Raw genomic sequence first — 16971 nt, 5'->3', positions numbered from 1 at the left:
GCCGGGCAGCCGCAGGCCGCCGGCGGCGACCGGGCGGGACCCGGCGTCGGGGACCGTGTCGGGCAGCGGTGGCTCGGCCCAGGCCGGGGTGGCCAGCGCGGCGGCGGCCACCGCGCCGAGCAGCGCGGACCAGAGCGCCGGACGCAGTACCGGCGAGATCACCGGACTCCCGCGTCGTTGCTGTCGGCCCTTTGCGCTGTCGACCATTCCGCTCCCCGTCCGGTCTGGCATGGTCCGCGCTCCGGCGGGCGCGGTGACCCGGGACGGTACCAGTGTGTGTTCCGCCCCATCCTGTCTTACCTCACGGACGCAGGGATGTCGATGCGCGGAGGGTGACGACCGGCTGAGAGTCCGGTGAACTACATCGCTGGGGTCGACCGGCCCGCCGGTGCGTCGGAGCACCGACGTACGCTCGACCGGGACCGCAGGTGGAAGGGACGTGGCTTTCGATGGACGCCGGACTCAAGCGCGAGCTCGAAGCGAAGGTGTACGCGGGCGAGCGGCTGACCCGTGAGGACGGGATCGCCCTCTACGACAGCGACGACCTCGCCTGGCTGGGCCGGCTGGCCCACCACAAGCGCACCGAGATGAACGGCGACCGGGTGATGTTCAACGTCAACCGGCACCTCAACCTGACCAACGTCTGCTCCGCCTCGTGCGCGTACTGCTCCTTCCAGCGCAAGCCGGGCGAGAAGGACGCGTACACGATGCGCATCGACGAGGCGGTCCGCAAGGCCAAGGAGATGGAGGACGAGCAGCTCACCGAGCTGCACATCGTCAACGGCCTGCACCCGACCCTGCCCTGGCGCTACTACCCGAAGGTGCTGCGCGAGCTGAAGGCGGCGCTGCCGAACGTCAAGCTCAAGTGCTTCACCGCGACCGAGGTGCAGTGGTTCGAGAAGATCAGCGGCCTGAGCGCCGACGAGATCCTCGACGAGCTGATGGACGCCGGCCTGGAGTCGCTGACCGGCGGCGGCGCGGAGATCTTCGACTGGGAGGTCCGCCAGCACATCGTCGACCACGCCTGCCACTGGGAGGACTGGTCGCGGATCCACCGGCTGGCCCACTCGAAGGGCATGAAGACCCCGTCGACGATGCTTTACGGCCACATCGAGGAGCCCCGGCACCGGGTCGACCACGTGCTGCGGCTGCGCGAGCTGCAGGACGAGACGGGCGGCTTCGCGGTCTTCATCCCGCTGCGCTACCAGCACGACTTCGTCGACTCCGCGGACGGCAAGATCCGTAACCGGATCCAGGCGCAGACCACGATGGCGTCGCCGGCCGAGTCGCTGAAGACGTTCGCGGTCTCCCGGCTGCTCTTCGACAACATCCCGCACCTCAAGAACTTCTGGGTGATGCACGGCCTGTCGGTCGCGCAGCTCTCGCTCAACTTCGGCGTGGACGACCTGGACGGCTCGGTCGTGGAATACAAGATCACTCACGACGCCGACTCGTACGGCACCCCGAACACCATGCACCGGGACGACCTGCTGCACCTGATCTGGGACGCCGGGTTCCAGCCGGTCGAGCGGGACACCCGCTACAACGTGGTCCGGGAGTACGACAAGGCGCCGTCGCTGGCCGAGCGCCGCGCCGAGCCGCAGCAGGTCTGGGCCTGACGCCGGACCGATGACCGAGCAGCAGCAGCGTCCGGCCTTTCCCCGCAGGGACGCCGAGGGACGGATCCTCACCCTGGGTGACCTGCTCGGGGTGAGCCTCGCCGGCCTGGTGATCGGGGTGCTGGCGCTGGTGCTCTTCGAGTGGGCGTTCGCCACGATGGGCGCCGGCGGGTTCGGCCGGACCAACGGCTGGCTGGCGGTGATCCTGCCGCTCTGGCTGTTCTGGGACGACTTCCGGGCCTGGGAGTTCGGCGCGGCCCGGGTGATCGCGGCACTCGTCGCCGCCGCGGTCGGGGTGTTCGCCGGGCTGCTGGCGGCCGGGCTGGCCGCCGGGTTGGCGCCGCTGGTCTCCGGCGCGCTGGCCGCGGCGGTCTTCACCCTGGCGTACGCGGTGATCTGGTTTCATGGCGTCCACTGGCTGGCCCGCCGGACGGGCTGAACCTCCCGCGCCGGGACACCGGGCGGCGGAGAACGGAGTGCGAACGTGAGCGCGGCGGTCAAGTACACGCTGGGCCGGATCGGGCTGTTCGTCGGCGTGCTGGCGGCCCTCTGGTTCATCGAGATGAACATGTTCCTGCGGCTGATGCTGGCGCTGGTGTTCTCCGCCGCGCTCTCCTTCTTCCTGCTCCGCGGCTGGCGCGACGAGATGGCCGGCGAGATGGCCGAGGCGTCCGAGCGGCGCCGGGCCGAGAAGGAGCGCCTCCGGTCCGCGTTGGCCGGCGACGACCGGTCCGCCGAGGACGAGCCGGGCGACCAGCCCCGCTGAGCCGTCACAAGGCGGGGCAGCGGGAGAGATTCCGTCCCGCTAGGGTCTGGCTCCGTGATGGACAGGATCAATGACTGGCGGCTGAAGTTCTTCCTCTGGATCGGGCTCCCCGTCATCGCGGTGATGGGGCTCGCCTTCGCGGCGCCCGACCTCGTTCCGGCCTGGCAGGCGAAGTCCGGCGGCGGCGTGCCGGGCACGTTCACCGCGGTCAGCGAGCAGTGCGGTCGCCGCAACTGCAGCTGGTACGGCGACTTCGTGGCCGACGAGGGCGGCGCGGCCCGCAAGCAAGTCCTCCTCTACGACGCGCCCGACGGGCTGGCCCGGGGCGGCACGGCTCCCGCCCGGGACACCGGGGCCGGCAAGGGCGTCTTCGCCGCCGCGGGCGGCTCGACCTGGCTGCTGGTCACCGGGTTCACCGTGGCCGCGGCGCTCGCCGCGGTCGGCTGGGTGGTCCTCGTGGTCACCACGGTCCGCCGCCGGCGCCGCGACGCGGCCGCGATCGACCGGCTGGCCGGGACGCCCGTACAGCGCTGAGACCAACGAAACGACGGGCCCGGCACGATCGTGCCGGGCCCGTCTCCGTCGGTTCCTACCAGTTGCTGGAGCCGGGGACCTGCGGCCACGGCCGGTCGGCCGGCTTGATCAGGTACGCGATGCCGCCGGAGCCGCTCGCGACCGTGCCGTTCGCCCGGTACCGCTTGGTCCGCAGCCAGATCTGCTCGAACTGCTCCCGCTTGTAGACGTTGCGCACCTCGGCGTCCGAGGAGGAGGCCGGGTCGTTGACGATCACGTCACCGTCGGGGGTGAAGCCGACCACCACGAAGAGGTGCCCGGAGGTGCCGTAGTTCGACCCGTCCAGCTCGGTGCCGAGGAAGGACTGCGAGGTGACCACGGGGATGCCGGCGGCGATGAAGCGCTCCACCTCGTCCAGCGAGTGCAGCCGGGTGACCCTGGCGTCGATGCCGGGGAAGCTGGCCGCGTACGCGGTGTTGAACGGCCAGTTGCCCGCGCCCTCGTACTCGTAGTCCCAGGTCATCCGGGCGGCGTAGGCGACCTGCGGGTCGGTGTAGCCGGGGGTGATCCAGGACATGTCCTCGGCCGAGGGCAGCTTGCCGTAGTACTCCAGCACCATGGTGGTCGAGGTCGGGCTGCACCAGACCTGACCGCCGCCGCCCCACTCCGGGTAGTTGCCCCGGTGGATCATCTGGGAGCGGGCCGGCACCGGCAGTTCCGTGCCCCAGGCGATCCCGCCCTTGCTGGGCGTGACGGTGAACCGGTCCGGCACGTTGGAGCTCATCGCGCCGAGCATCCAGACCCAGGGCGAGGCCGTCTGGCCCGGCGCGCGGTAGAGGGTGAGCTTCAGCTGGTACGACCGCAGCAGCACGCCGGCCTTGGCGTCGTCGATGGAAAAGGTGTCGGTCCAGATGCTCGACCAGGGGTCACCCTGGCCGTCCAGGGTGGCCCGCGTGACGTCCTGCTCCCCGGAGGCCCAGCGACCCATCACGTACCAGGGGGTCTGGCTGCCGGTGTTGTACGTCCCCTGCAGCTCGACCTGGAGCCAGGTGCCCGCGGGGGTCTCGGCGTTCCACGAGGCGACCAGTTCGGTGGCGTCGAAGCCGATCTGCCGGTGCGGGGACGTCCAGGTGGCGTACTCCCAGCTGCGGGTGGCGCCGGTGTGCTCGTCGGTGAACTCGGTGGTGCCGGCCGGCTGGCCGATGGTGATGCCGGTGCGGTGGCCGGGGATGGCGTACGTCCCCTGGTGGGTGCCGCCACGCCAGTCGGGGTGCGACGACCACTCCTGGAAGGTGATCTGCTCGTCGTGCTGGACGACCGGCAGGTTGTTGTCGGCGTGGACCGGCGCCGTGGCGCCGAGCAGGGCGAGCGCGGTGACGCCGGTGAGGGCGACCGCGCGCAGGGCTGGTCTGAACATGGCAACTCCGCGAAGTGAGGAGGGTGGGACATCCCTGCCGGCCGCCGTAGGGCGTCGGCGGGAGCTTCGGTCGGTCGATGGCGGGCCCGTGCCGGACGGCGACCGGGCCCGCCGCCGCTACCAGTTGGTGGAGCCCGCCACCTGCGGCCAGGCGACGTCGGTCGGCTTGATCAGGTAGACGATCCCGCCGGAGCCGCTGCCGGTCCCGCCGCTGGCGGTGGTCCGCTTGGTGCGCAGCCAGATCTGCTCGAACTGTTCGCGCTGGTAGACGTGGCGCACGGCGTCGTTGCTCGGCGACGCCGGGTCGTTGGCGATGACGTCACCGTCGGCGGTGAAGCCGACCACCACCATCAGGTGCCCGGAGGTGCCGTAGCCCGCGCCGTCCAGCTCGCTGGCGAGGAAGGACTGACTGGTCACCACGGGGATGCCGGCGGCGATGAAGTGCTCCAGCTCGTCCAGCGAGTGCAGCCGGGTCACCTTCGCCTCCAGCCCGGGGAAGCCGGCCGCGTACGCGGTGTTGAAGGGCCAGTTGCCGGCGCCGTCGTACTGGTAGTCGTACGTCATCCGGGCGGCGTGGTTGACGGTCGGGTCGGGGTAGCTGGGGTCCACCCAGGACGTGTCGGCCGCGGACGGCCCCCGGCCCCAGTACTCGACCACCATCTCCGTCGAGGTCGGCGAGCACCAGGCCTCGCCGCCGCCGTCGTACTCCGGGTAGTGGCCGGCGTGGATCTCCTGCGAGTGGCGGGGAACGGCCAGCTCGGTGCCCCAGGCGATGTGGCCGGCGCTGGGGGCGACGGTGAACCGGTCCGGCACGTTCGAGCTCATCGCGCCGACCGACCGGACCACCGGGGCGGCGGCCTGGGCCGGGTCGCGGTAGAGGGTGAGCCGGAGCTGGTACGCCCGCAGCAGCACGCCTCTGCTCGGATCGTCGACGGCGAACGTGTCGGTCCAGATGCTGGAGGTCTTGTCGCCCTGCTTGTCGACGCTGGTCCGCTTGATGTCGGCGTCGCCGGAGGCCCAGCGCCCCAGCACGTACCAGGGGGTCCGGGTGCCGGTGGTGTAGGTGCCCTGGAGTTCGACCCCGATCCAGGTGCCGGCCGGGGTGTCGGCGTTCCAGGACGCGACCAGCTCGGACGCGCCGAAGCCGACCTCGGTCAGCGGCGAGGTCCAGGTGCCGTACGCCCAGGTGCGCCGGATCCCGGTGTGCGGGTCGCGGTAGACGGTGGTGCCGACCGGCGTGCCGAGGGTGAGTCCGGCGGCGGTGACGGCGGTGCCGGCGGTGGCGCCGGCGGCGAGGGCGGCGCCCGACCAGCCCTGCCAGGTGATCTGCTCGTCGTGGGCGAGGGTGCCGGTGGCCGGCTTGGCGGCCTCGGCGGGGGCGGTGGTGCCGAGGAGGGCGAGCGCGGTGACGCCGGCGAGGGCGGCGGCGCGCAGCGGTGTCGTGACCATGGCAGCTCCACGGGTGTGCGGCTTTCCTTGCCGTTCACTGTCCCGTCTGGAAGGAAGTTTCGGAAGACATCAAACGATGGAAAATCTTTGCCGCCGTGAGGATCCGGCCGGGATGGGCCAAGGGAACGATGAATGTTGATATGACCATGTGACTGCTGGTGAAGTGGCGGACAACGGGATCTCCCGTACCCCGAGGAGGTTGTCCATGGCCCTCCACCCGTCCCCGCTCCGCCGCCGGCTCGCCCTCGTCGCCGCCGTCGGCCTCGGCCTCGTCACCGTCGTCACCGGCCCGGCCGCCGCCCGGCCGGCCCCGGACCGGTCCGCCGAGCCGGCCGCCGCCGGCTACCGGGTCCTCGGCCCCCGCACCCTCGCCGACCGGAACGCCGTCGCGCGCACCGGCGCGGCGATCGACTACTCCGAACACGGCGTCCTGCACGTCACCGCAACCGGCACCGAGGCCGCCGCGATCACCCGGCTCGGCTTCCGGCTGGAGAAGGACGCCCCGCCGGCCCCCACCGGCGGCGCCGGCACCCTCGCCTTCCCGCCGGCCGACTCCAACTACCACGACTACGCCGAGCTGACCGCCGTGGTGAACCAGGTGGTCGCCGACCACCCCGCCATCGCCAGGAAGAGCAGCATCGGCACCTCGTACGAGGGTCGGGACCTGATGGCGGTGAAGATCTCCGACAACGCCGGCACCGACGAGAACGAGCCCGAGATCCTCTTCAACGCGCAGCAGCACGCCCGCGAGCACCTGACCGTCGAGATGGCGATCTACCTGCTCAACCTCTTCACCGACAGCTACGGAACCGACTCCCGGATCACCAACATCGTCAACTCCCGGGAGATCTGGATCGTCCCCACCGTCAACCCGGACGGCAGCGAGTACGACATCGCCACCGGGTCGTACCGGTCCTGGCGGAAGAACCGGCAGCCCAACAGCGGCTCGTCGTACGTCGGCACCGACCTGAACCGGAACTGGTCGTACCAGTGGGGCTGCTGCGGCGGCTCGTCCGGCTCCACCTCGTCGGAGACCTACCGCGGCCCGTCCGCCTTCTCCGCCCCGGAGACGCAGGCGCTGCGCAACTTCGTCAACAGCCGGGTGATCGGCGGGGTGCAGCAGATCGAAGCCAACATCGACTTCCACACCTACTCGCAGCTGGTGCTCTGGCCCTTCGGTTACACCACCGCGAACACGCCGACCGGGATGAGCGCGGACCAGTACAGCACCTTCGCCACCATCGGCCAGCAGATGGCGGCCAGCAACGGCTACACCCCGGAACAGTCCAGCGACCTCTACATCGCCGACGGCACCAGCATCGACTGGATGTGGGCCGCCCACGGCATCTGGGCGTACACCTTCGAGATGTACCCGGGCTCGGCCACCGGCGGCGGCTTCTACCCGCCCGACGAGGTCATCCCCGCGCAGACCTCCCGGAACAAGGAGGCGGTGCTGCTGCTCGCCGAGTACGCCGACTGCCCGTACCGGGCGATCGGGAAGCAGTCCCAGTACTGCGGCACCGGCGGGGGCGGCACCACGGTCTGGTCGGACACCTTCGAGACCGCCACCGGCTGGACCACCGACCCGGCCGGCACGGACACCGCCACCACCGGGGTGTGGGAACGCGGCGCCGCCCAGGCCACCAGCTCCTCCGGCGCCAAGCAGCTCACCCCGTACGCCGGGAGCAACGACCTGGTCACCGGCCGGCTCGCCGGCACCGCGGCGGGCGACTACGACGTCGACGGCGGGGTGACCAGCGCCCGCTCCCCGGCGGTGACCCTCCCCTCGACCGGCACCCTCACCCTCTCCCTGGCCTGGTACCTGGCGCACGGCTCGAACGCCTCGTCGGCGGACTACCTCAGGGTCAGCGTGATCCACAACGGCGGCACCACCACCCTGCTCAACTCCGCGGGTGCGGCCACCAACCGGAACGGCTCGTGGGCGGTGTCGAACCTCGACCTCACCCCGTACGCGGGCCAGTCGGTGCGGATCCAGGTGGACGCGGCGGACGCCTCCGGGGCCAGCCTGGTCGAGGCGGCCGTGGACAACGTCACGATCACCAGTTCCTGATTCCCGGTGGCCCCGGTTCCACCCCCCGCCGGGGCCCCACCCACCCCGCCCGTCCCGGACGATCTCCGCTGCTCGTGCGCTACCGTGGCAGCGACCAACCCGCAGCGAAGCCGGTGCGAAACCGGCGCTGTCCCGCAACTGTGATGCCCCGCACGGCGTCGGCCCCGGCCGGCGCGACGTCTGTGGGGCGAGCCAGGTCGCCTGCGGCACGGTCGCGACACGCGCTCTCGAGGAAGGGCGCCTCGCGGACGGGCACGCCAAGGCGGTCCCTGTCGGCGAAGCAACATTCCTCGACCGACAGGAGGACCCATGTCCAGACGTACCCCCCGGCTCTTCGCCGCCGCCCTCGCGGTGGCCGCGCTGGCCCTCGGCGCCTGCGCCGAGAAGACCTCGACCGACACCCCCGCCGCCGGCGGCAGCTCGGCGGCCGCCGCCTTCCCGGTCACCGTCGGCAAGCTGACCCTGGAGAAGCGGCCGGAGAAGATCGTCTCGCTGTCGCCGTCGGCGACCGAGATGCTCTTCGCCGTCGGCGCCGGCAAGCAGGTCACCGCCGTCGACGACCAGTCGAACTACCCGGCCGACGCGCCGAAGAGCGACCTGTCCGGCTTCCAGCCGAACGCCGAGGCGATCGCCGGCAAGAGCCCCGACCTGGTGGTGCTCTCCAACGACACCAACAGGATCGTCGACCAGCTCACCAAGCTGAAGATCCCGGTGCTGCTCACCCCCGCGGCGACCACCCTGGACGACACGTACCAGCAGATCACCGACCTGGGCGCGCTCACCGGCCACCCGGCCGAGGCCGCGGACGTCACGAAGAAGATGAAGGACGACATCGCCGCGCTCACCAAGGACCTGCCGCAGCGGGCGAAGAAGCCGACCTACTACCACGAGCTGGGGCCGGAGCTGTACAGCGCGACCAGCAAGACCTTCATCGGCTCGATCTACACCCTCGCCGGCCTGGAGAACATCGCCGACCCGGCCGACGCCGACGGGAAGAACGGCGGCTACCCGCAGCTCTCCCAGGAGGTCATCGTCAAGGCCAACCCGGACTTCGTCTTCCTGGCCGACACCAAGTGCTGCAAGCAGACCCCGGACACGGTCAAGGCGCGCAGCGGCTGGGCCGGCGTCACCGCGGTGAAGAACAACCAGATCGTCGCCCTCGACGACGACATCGCCTCGCGCTGGGGCCCGCGCGTCGTCGACCTGCTCAGGTCGATCGTCGACGCCACCGCCAAGGTCCCGGCCTGACCCCTCGGTGAGCGTGCGACCAGTGGAACCCGCCGGCCGGACGGCCGGGACGCCCGACGCGTCCCGGCCCGCCGGCCTGCCCGCGTCCGGCTCCGGCCGGAACGGCGCTTCCGCCCTTCCGCCCGGCCCTCCGGCCGGCGGGCGGCCCACGGCCGGGCCGGGTGCGACGGCCGCGGCCGGCTGCGGAAACGCTGGCTCGTCGCCGGGCTCGGCGCGGTGCTGGTCGCGTTGGTCGCCGGGGTGTCCCTCGGCCCGGTCAGCCTGCCACCCGGCAGCGTGGCCGCCGAACTGCTCAACCTGCTGCCCGGGGTACACCTGGACAGCGGGCTGACCGAACGCGAGATCGCCATCGTCACCGAGCTGCGGCTGCCCCGGGTGGTGCTCGGCCTGCTCGTCGGCGCGCTGCTCGCCCTCGCCGGGGGCTGCTACCAGGGCGTGTTCCGCAACCCGCTGGCCGACCCGTACCTGCTGGGCGTGGCGGCCGGCGCCGGGCTCGCGGTGACCGCGGTGATCGCGCTCGGCGCCGGGGCGGGCGGGGCGCTGACCGGGATGCCGGTCACCATCCCCCTCGCGGCGTTCGTCGGCTCGCTCGGGGCGGTCGCCATGACCTACCTGCTCGGCGCGGCCGGCGGTCGGGACCGGTCACCCGCCACGCTGATCCTGGCCGGGGTGGCGGTGTCGGCGTTCCTCGCGGCGGGGCAGACGTACCTGCTGCAACGCCACTCGGACAGCATCCAGCAGGTCTACTCCTGGCTGCTCGGCCGGCTCGCCACCGCCGGCTGGCCGGACGTCCGGCTGGTCCTGCCGTACTTCCTGCTGACCGCCGTGGTGGTGCTGCTGCACCGCCGGGAACTCGACGTCCTCTCCGTGGGCGACGACGAGGCGACCAGCCTCGGCCTGCACCCGCAGCGCTCCCGCTACCTGCTGATCGCCGCCGCCTCGCTCGGCACCGCCGCCGCCGTCTCCGCCTCCGGCCTGATCGGCTTCGTCGGCATCATCGTGCCGCACACCGTACGGCTGCTCGCCGGGTCCAGCTACCGGGTGATCCTGCCGCTGTCGATGCTCTTCGGCGGGGCGTTCCTGGCGCTGACCGACGTGGTCGCCCGGACCGCCGCCGCCCCCGCCGAGATCCCGATCGGGGTGGTCACCGCCCTGCTCGGCGGCCCGTTCTTCGTGCTGGTCCTGCGTACCGCCCGCCGGGTGCTCACGTGAGCGCGCCGGCGGTCGAGGTGCGGGACCTGCACGTCCGGCTGGGCGGCGCGCCGATCCTGGCCGGCGTCGACCTGAGCGTCGCGGCCGGTGAGTGGGTCACCGTGATCGGCCCGAACGGCGCCGGCAAGTCGACCCTGCTGCGCGCCGTCGGCGGCCTGCTGCCCGTGCCGGGCGCGGTCGCCCTCTTCGGTACGCCGATCCAGGCGCTGCGCCGCCGCGACCGGGCCCGGGTGGTGGCCACCGTCGCCCAGTCCCCGGTGGTGCCGGCCGGCATGTCGGTGCTCGACTACGTGCTGCTCGGCCGGACCCCGTACATCCCGCCGCTGGGCCGGGAGTCCGCCGCCGACCTGGTCGCCGTCCACGAGGTGCTGGACCGGCTGGATCTCGGCGCGTTCGGGCACCGGGAGCTGGCCACCCTCTCCGGCGGCGAGCGGCAGCGGGTCTTCCTGGCCCGGGCGCTCGCCCAGGGCGCCACCCTGCTGCTGCTGGACGAGCCGACCAGCGCGCTGGACATCGGCCACCAGCAGGAGGTGCTCGAGCTGGTCGACCAGCTCCGCCGGGCGCACGGCCTGACCGTGCTCGCCACCATGCACGACCTCTCCGTGGCCGGCGAGTACGCCGACCGGATGGTCCTGCTCGCCGACGGCCGCGTCGCCGCCTCCGGCCCACCCCACGAGGTCCTCACCGAACCCCTGCTGGCGATGCACTACCGCGCCCACGTCCGCGTCATCCCCGGCGACCGCGGCCCCCTGGTGGTCCCCGTCCGCCCCACCCCCTAGCTCCGGCGATCTTGCACTTAGTGCCCCGGCAAAACGGACATACGAGGCATGTCGGGGGCCCCAACTGCAAGATCGGCGCGTGGTGGGGTCGGGGTCAGGAGAGGGTGGTGATGGAGAAGAGGGCGCCCTGGGGGTCGCGGAGGGCGGCGGTGCGGCCGGCCGGGATGTCGCGGGGCGGGACCAGGATGGTGCCGCCGAGTTCGGCGGCGCGGGCGGCGGTGGCGTCGGCGTCGTCGACCGCGAAGTAGATCGACCAGTACGCCGGCAGGTCCGCCGGCAGCTCCTCCAGCGGCGGCATCATCCCGGCGACCACCCGCGCCCCGCACCGCCAGCCGGTGTAGGTGACCGGGCCCATCGGCCGCTCCTCCGGCTGCCAGCCGAAGACCAGCGCGTAGAACTCCTTCGCCCCCTCCGGATCGGGGGTGACCAGCTCGTTCCAGCACATGGCACCCGGCACGTTGAACAGCTCCGCGCCCGGCATCGCCATCGGCTGCCAGACGCTGAACACCGCGCCGGCCCGGTCGGCGAGGACCGCCATCCGGCCCTGGTCGAAGACGTCGAACGGGGTGACCAGAACCTGCCCGCCGGCCCGCTCCACCCGCCTGGCGACCAGGTCGGCGTCGTCGGTCGCCACGTACGTCGACCAGATCGGCACCTGGTCCGGGGTGCCGGCGGGCCGGCGCCGGCCACCGACCTGCCGTCCTTGAGGAAGACGGTGTACCCGCCCGCCTCCGGCTCCGGGGAGACCCGGCCGGTCCAGCCGAACAGCTGCGGGTAGAACCGCTTCGCGTCCTCCAGGCCGGGCGTGGCCAGGTCGGCCCAGCAGGGCGTGCCGGGCTCGATGCCGTTCACGGTGACCCCTCTCGCCGGTGGCGGCCCGCTGGCACGCCCTGCCGGAATCGTGGCACCGTCCCGTCGGCCGCCGGGCGGGATTCGGACAAAAGGTCAGGTGAAACGGCGGCCCTCGTCCCGCCGGTACGCCCAGCCGGCGATCGCCGCCAGCACGACGATCCAGACGCCGAGCATCACCACGGAGACCTGGTCGGGTCGCCAGTCCGTGGTCGCCGCCCACATCAGCTCCACGGCGCCCCGGGTCGGCAGAAAGGGGGCGACCGCCTTGATGAGCCCGGGCGCGTCGTCCGGGCCGGAGAGCAGCCCGCCGCCGAAGGCGAGCGGGAAGAAGATGATCTGCGCGACCACGATTGCCGCCTTGCTCGGCAGCGAGTAGCCGACGGCCAGCCCCAGCAGGGTGAACGGCACCGAGATCACCGCGACCGTGGCCGCGCCGAGCAGGAACTGCACCGCGGTGACCCGGGCCGCGGTGCCTACCGCGGCGATGACCACCACCGGCAGCATCGACAGGTAGGTCAGCACCAGGCCGGCCAGGATCCGGCCGGCCAGGCGTGGGGCCGGTCCGGCCGGCAGGGTCCGGGTGTACGGGTTCCAGGGCTGGTCGCGGTCCTCGGCGACGCCGACGCCGTACTGGAAGATGTTGGCGCTCATCACCGCGAAGGTGACCATGGCGCCGGTGGCGTAGGTGGCGCCCGCCGCGTCGTCGCCGGCGAACGGCACCACGAAGAAGAGCATCGCGGCGGCGGGGAAGAACGCGCTGCCGAACACCGCCACCGGGATCCGGACGATCTCCAGCAGCTGGTAGCGCGCGTGAACCAGGGCGAGCGGCACGGGTGGCCTCCCTAGACGGTGGTGGTCGCGGGCCGGTCGTCGGCGGTGATGGCGAGGAACGCCTCCTCCAGCGAGGTGGGGCGGACCTCCAGGTCGCGGAACGCGACCCTGGCGGTGACCAGGTCACGGACGAGCTGGTCGGCGTCGGTGGTGAGCAGGTGGGTACGCCCCTCGGTCCGCTCGGTGGCGACCACGCCCGGCAGGGGCGGCAGGTCGTCGGCGACGAGGCTGACCCGGCGTACGCCGACGATGCCGCGGACGGCGTCCACCGTGTCGTCGGCGAGCACCCGGCCGTGGCCGATCACCACCACCCGGTGCGCGAGCGCCTCCACCTCCTCCAGGTAGTGGCTGCTCAGCAGGACCGTGCCGCCGTCGGCGTGGAAGCCGCGGACGGCCTCCCAGAGGGTGTGCCGCGCCTCGACGTCCAGCCCGGTGGTCGGCTCGTCGAGGATGACCAGCCGGGGCCGGCCGACGAAGGCGAGGGCGACCGCGAGCCGGCGGCGCTGGCCGCCGGAGAGACCGCCGGTCTGCCGCCGCACCTGCTCGGTGAGGCCGAACCGGTCCAGCAGTTCGCCCCGCGGGACCGGGTCGGGGAAGTGCGCGGCGACGAAGTCGACCACCTCGCCGACCCGAAGCGTGCCGGGCAGCCCGGTCTCCTGCGGGGTCACCCCGATCAGCCGTCGGCTGGCCGGGTCACGGGGGTCGCCGCCGAAGAGCTCCACCTGGCCGGCGGTCGGTCGGCGCAGCCCGACCAGCAGGTTGAGCAGGGTGCTCTTGCCGGCGCCGTTCGGGCCCAGTAGGCCGACCAGCTCGCCGGCGTGGACGGTCAGGTCGACCCGGTCCAGGGCGAGCACGTCGCCGTAGCGGCGGGTGGCCTGGTCGGCGCGGGCGAGCACGTCGCCGGGGATGGTCGCGGTTGCGGGCGCGATGTCTGGCACGGCTCCTGTATAGCCGCTCCGGGCCACCGGAGGGTGCCGGTGGTATCGGTTGTCGCCGATCTCCGGTAGGTTCCGGCGCATGCGGATGCGTGCGCTCACCTGTCTCATCCTGGCCGCCGCCGTCCTCGCAACCGGTTCCGGGGCCACCTGGCGCCCGGAGCCGAGCTGGCAGCTCACCGACGCCGGGGTGACCGCCCGGCTGCGGGGGCTCGCCCCGGTGGACGGCCGGGTCGCCTGGGCCAGCGGCAGCGGCTCCACCGTGCTGCGGACCGTCGACGGTGGACGGCACTGGGCGCAGGTGGGGCCGCCCACCGACGTACCGCTGCAGTTCCGGGACATCGAGGCGTTCGACGCGCGCCGGGCGGTGGTCCTGTCGATCGGGCCGGGCGGCGAGTCCCGGGTCTACCGCACCGACGACGGCGGGCGGAGCTGGGCGGAGACCTTCCGCAACCCGGACGACGCGGCCTTCTACGACTGCCTCGCCTTCTTCGACGATCGGCACGGGCTGGCCCTGTCGGACCCGGTGGACGGCCGGTTCCGGCTGATCGCCACCGCCGACGGTGGGCGCTCCTGGTCGGTGCTGCCCACCGCCGGCATGCCCGCCGCGCTGCCCGGCGAGTTCGCGTTCGCCGCGAGCGGCACCTGTCTGATCACCGCCGACCACGGCCCGGACCGGGCCTGGTTCGCCACCGGCGGCGCGTCCACCGCACGGGTTTTCCGCACCGACGATCGGGGGCTGAGCTGGCAGGCCGCCGACACCCCGGTGCCCGGTGGCCCGTCCGCCGGCATCTACTCGCTGGCCTTCCGCGACCCCCGGCACGGCATCGCGCTGGGCGGCGACTTCGCCAGCCCGACCAGCGCTCCGGACGGCGCGGCCCGCTCCACCGACGGCGGTCGCAGCTGGACGGTCGCCGACGCGCAGCCCGGCGAGTACCGGTCCGGGGCGGCCTGGGCGCACGGCGGCACCGCCCTGGCGGTGGGCCCGACCGGCAGCGACGCCAGCCGGGACGGCGGCCGGACCTGGCGGCGCTTCGACACCGGCAGCTTCGACGCGGTGGAGTGCACCCCGACGGGCGCCTGCTGGGCCTCCGGCGAGCAGGGGCGGGTGGCCCGGCTGAGCTGGCGCTGACGGGTCAGCCGAGCGGGTCCGGCAGCGGCTCCCGGTGCAGCACCGAGAGCCGGGAGACCGCCCGGGTCAGCACCACGTAGAGGCGGTGCAGCCCGCGCGGTTCGCCGCGACGATCGCGGCCGGTTCGACGACCACGACGTGGTCGTACTCCAGGCCCTTGACCAGGGTCGCGGGCACCACGGTGACCCGCGCCGCGGTCGCCACGTCGTCGCGCTCGCGGTCTCGACGCCCGCGTCGGCGAGCGCCGCCCGGAGCCCGTCCACCGCGTCCTCGGCGGCGATCACGCCGACCGAGCCGTCGTGCGCGAGCGCCGCCCGCACCTCGGCCACCGCCGCCACGGTCAGGTCGGCCACCGTACGCACGTCCAGCGCGCCGTCGCGGCGCAGCGACTCGGCCGGCGGTACGTCGACGGCGAGGGCCGGCAGCAGCCGGTTGGCGAACGCGACCACCACCGCCGGCACCCGGAAGCCGATGCTCAGCGGCACCACCACCGCGTCCGGCTTGCCCAGGTGCGCCAGGGACTCCCGCCAGTCCGTGGCGGCCCACGGCGCGGTGCCCTGGGCCAGGTCGCCGAGGAGGGTGATCGAGCCGTGCTCGCTGCGCCGGGCGATGGCCCGGCACTGCATCGGGGAGAGGTCCTGCGCCTCGTCGACCACCACGTGCCCGAAGCCGGCCGGTCGCTCGATCAGCCCGGCCGCCTCGTCGATCAGGACCGCGTCGGCCGCGGTCCACTTAGCGGCCTTCGGGGTGCGGCCGAGCTTCGTCCCGGTCGCCAGGAGTGCCTGCTCCTCGGCGGTGAGCAGCCCGTCGGCGGCGGTGGCGAGCGCGTCCGGGTCGGCGAGCAGGGTGTGCACGAGTCCTTCCGGGGTGAGCGCCGGCCAGACCGCGTCGAGGAAGGCGGTGACCGGCTTCGCCTTGGCCATCCGGCGCAGCCAGGCGTCGCTCGGTGACTCGGCGCGGCGGGCCTCGGACTGGCGTTGCAGCAGCCCCACCACCCGGGCCCGGACGCGCTCCCGGCCGGTGGCGTACGGCAGCCCTTCCCGGCGGGTCTCCTCGACCACCCGGTGCAGCGGGTCGAGGCCGATCCGCCAGCGGAACGAGCCGTCCGAGACCATGATCGGCTCGGTCGGCGCACCGATGTGCGCGTCGACGGCGCGGCGCAGCACCTCGGCCATCCGGACGTCGTGCTTGAGGGCCGCGACGGCCGAATCGTCCACGGCCCGCACCGGCGTCCGGGCGATCAGGTCCTCCACCGTCGCCTGCGCGACCTCGACCTCGCCGAGCGCCGGCAGCACCGCCGCGATGTACGACAGGAAGGCCCGGTTCGGCCCGACGATCAGCACTCCGGAGCGGCGCAGCCGTTCCCGGTGCAGGTAGAGCAGGTACGCGGCCCGGTGCAGCCCGACCGCGGTCTTACCGGTGCCGGGCGCCCCCTGGACGCAGATCGAGTCGGCCAGGTCGGCGCGGACCAGCTCGTCCTGCTCGGGCTGGATGGTGGCGACGATGTCCCGCATCGGCCCGACGCGGGGGCGCTCGATCTCGGCGGTGAGGATCCGGCTGGCGGTGCCCAGCTCCTCGCCCCGGTCCAGGTGCTCGTCCTCGAAGCTGGTGAGCAGGCCGCTGCTGAAGCCGAACCGGCGGCGGATCGCGACGCCCTGCGGGTCCCGGGCGCTGGCCCGGTAGAAGGAGCGGGAGACCGGGGCCCGCCAGTCCAGCACCAGCGGCTCGCCCGCCTCGTCGGTGACGTGCCGCCGCCCGACGTGGTACTCCCGCCCGGCGTGGTCGGGGTCGGTGTCGCCGAAGTCGAGCCGGCCGAAGAAGAGCGGGGTGGTCGGGTCGTCGGCGAGTTCGGCGACCCGCCGGGCGAGGGTGCGGCCCAGCATCTCCGCCGCGTACGGGTCGCCGGCGACCTGCTCGCCGCCGGCGAAGAGGGCTTCGGCGCGTTCCCGCATCCGGCGCAGCGCCGCTCGGGAGAGGTCCAGGTGGGCGCGTTCGGCGACGAGTTCGTCGTCCAGGGTCTGTTCTTGGGCGTGCAGGGTCATCCACGTACTCCTCGACACGGGGAAAAACACTGCCGCTCGCGTTTCCGACCGGTGGGTCGGCGCGGGGACGTCCGGTGCGGTGCTACACACCTCGGCCGTCAGGCG

At 73.2% G+C, this 16971-nt stretch carries 13 protein-coding genes, 3 pseudogenes and 1 riboswitch; of the genes and pseudogenes, 9 read left to right on the top strand and 7 right to left on the bottom strand.

Going from position 1 to position 16971, the window contains the following annotated elements:
• Positions 1-207, bottom strand: a pseudogene (locus JNW87_RS08920) (NlpC/P60 family protein); the annotation flags it as partial.
• Positions 208-449: 242 nt separating this feature from the next.
• On the opposite strand from JNW87_RS08920, the gene mqnE reads away from it, so the two are divergent.
• From mqnE to JNW87_RS08900, 4 genes are read left to right on the top strand one after another with little or no spacing between them, the layout of a single operon-like run.
• The gene (mqnE, locus tag JNW87_RS08915; protein WP_109804673.1) at positions 450-1619 is read left to right on the top strand and encodes an aminofutalosine synthase MqnE; all 1170 of its coding nucleotides are present in this window, start codon (positions 450-452) and stop codon (positions 1617-1619) included.
• A gap of 10 nt (positions 1620-1629) precedes the next feature.
• On the top strand, positions 1630-2058 hold the full coding sequence (locus JNW87_RS08910; protein ID WP_109804672.1) for a hypothetical protein: 429 nt from the start codon (positions 1630-1632) through the stop codon (positions 2056-2058).
• 45 nt (positions 2059-2103) lie between these two features.
• Positions 2104-2385, top strand: coding sequence for a DUF4229 domain-containing protein (locus tag JNW87_RS08905; RefSeq protein WP_109804671.1), 282 nt, complete (start codon positions 2104-2106; stop codon positions 2383-2385).
• Positions 2386-2442: 57 nt separating this feature from the next.
• Positions 2443-2919, top strand: a complete 477-nt coding sequence (locus tag JNW87_RS08900; RefSeq protein WP_109804670.1) for a hypothetical protein — start codon at positions 2443-2445, stop codon at positions 2917-2919.
• A gap of 55 nt (positions 2920-2974) precedes the next feature.
• Here JNW87_RS08900 and JNW87_RS08895 read toward each other — a convergent pair whose 3' ends face one another.
• Positions 2975-4315 carry a peptidase C39 family protein gene (locus JNW87_RS08895; protein ID WP_238453466.1) on the bottom strand — a complete coding sequence of 447 codons (1341 nt, stop codon included), beginning with the start codon at positions 4313-4315 and terminating at the stop codon, positions 2975-2977.
• A gap of 117 nt (positions 4316-4432) precedes the next feature.
• A complete protein-coding gene (locus JNW87_RS08890) occupies positions 4433-5764 on the bottom strand; it encodes a peptidase C39 family protein (protein ID WP_109804668.1) in 1332 nt (443 codons plus the stop codon).
• A gap of 205 nt (positions 5765-5969) precedes the next feature.
• Here JNW87_RS08890 and JNW87_RS08885 point away from each other — a divergent pair, with 205 nt between their 5' ends.
• The 4 genes from JNW87_RS08885 to JNW87_RS08870 all read left to right on the top strand — a co-directional run bounded on the left by JNW87_RS08885 (position 5970) and on the right by JNW87_RS08870 (position 11074).
• Positions 5970-7835, top strand: coding sequence for a M14 family zinc carboxypeptidase (locus JNW87_RS08885; protein WP_238453465.1), 1866 nt, complete (start codon positions 5970-5972; stop codon positions 7833-7835).
• Between the two features lie 109 nt (positions 7836-7944).
• Positions 7945-8032, top strand: a riboswitch (cobalamin riboswitch).
• 112 nt (positions 8033-8144) lie between these two features.
• Positions 8145-9083 carry an ABC transporter substrate-binding protein gene (locus tag JNW87_RS08880; RefSeq protein ID WP_109805943.1) on the top strand — a complete coding sequence of 313 codons (939 nt, stop codon included), beginning with the start codon at positions 8145-8147 and terminating at the stop codon, positions 9081-9083.
• A 180-nt stretch (positions 9084-9263) separates the two neighbouring features.
• Positions 9264-10295 carry an iron ABC transporter permease gene (locus tag JNW87_RS08875; RefSeq protein WP_201750050.1) on the top strand — a complete coding sequence of 344 codons (1032 nt, stop codon included), beginning with the start codon at positions 9264-9266 and terminating at the stop codon, positions 10293-10295.
• A complete protein-coding gene (locus JNW87_RS08870) occupies positions 10292-11074 on the top strand; it encodes an ABC transporter ATP-binding protein (protein WP_109805941.1) in 783 nt (260 codons plus the stop codon). Before JNW87_RS08875 ends, JNW87_RS08870 begins: the two co-directional genes overlap by 4 nt.
• A gap of 94 nt (positions 11075-11168) precedes the next feature.
• Here JNW87_RS08870 and JNW87_RS08865 read toward each other — a convergent pair.
• The 3 genes and pseudogenes from JNW87_RS08865 to JNW87_RS08855 form a co-directional block, all read right to left on the bottom strand.
• Positions 11169-11926, bottom strand: a pseudogene (locus JNW87_RS08865) (VOC family protein).
• 93 nt (positions 11927-12019) lie between these two features.
• Positions 12020-12757: an ABC transporter permease gene (locus JNW87_RS08860; RefSeq protein WP_109801181.1), complete on the bottom strand. Its 738-nt coding sequence runs from the start codon at positions 12755-12757 to the stop codon at positions 12020-12022.
• An 11-nt stretch (positions 12758-12768) separates the two neighbouring features.
• The gene (locus JNW87_RS08855; RefSeq protein WP_236647418.1) at positions 12769-13695 is read right to left on the bottom strand and encodes an ABC transporter ATP-binding protein; all 927 of its coding nucleotides are present in this window, start codon (positions 13693-13695) and stop codon (positions 12769-12771) included.
• Between the two features lie 79 nt (positions 13696-13774).
• Here JNW87_RS08855 and JNW87_RS08850 point away from each other — a divergent pair, with 79 nt between their 5' ends.
• Positions 13775-14824 (top strand): oxidoreductase, encoded by a 1050-nt coding sequence (locus tag JNW87_RS08850; protein ID WP_109801182.1) that lies wholly within the window; start codon positions 13775-13777, stop codon positions 14822-14824.
• Positions 14825-14828: 4 nt separating this feature from the next.
• On the opposite strand, the pseudogene JNW87_RS08845 reads toward JNW87_RS08850, so the two are convergent.
• Positions 14829-16866: pseudogene (locus tag JNW87_RS08845) on the bottom strand (HelD family protein).
• Positions 16867-16971: the final 105 nt, after the last annotated feature.

This window comes from Micromonospora sp. ATA51, assembly GCF_016802855.1.
In the GTDB taxonomy this organism is placed as follows: Bacteria; Actinomycetota; Actinomycetes; order Mycobacteriales; family Micromonosporaceae; genus Micromonospora; species Micromonospora sicca.
The sequence above is the reverse complement of the archived record's forward strand: the minus strand, read 5'-3'. Positions and strand labels throughout refer to the sequence as shown.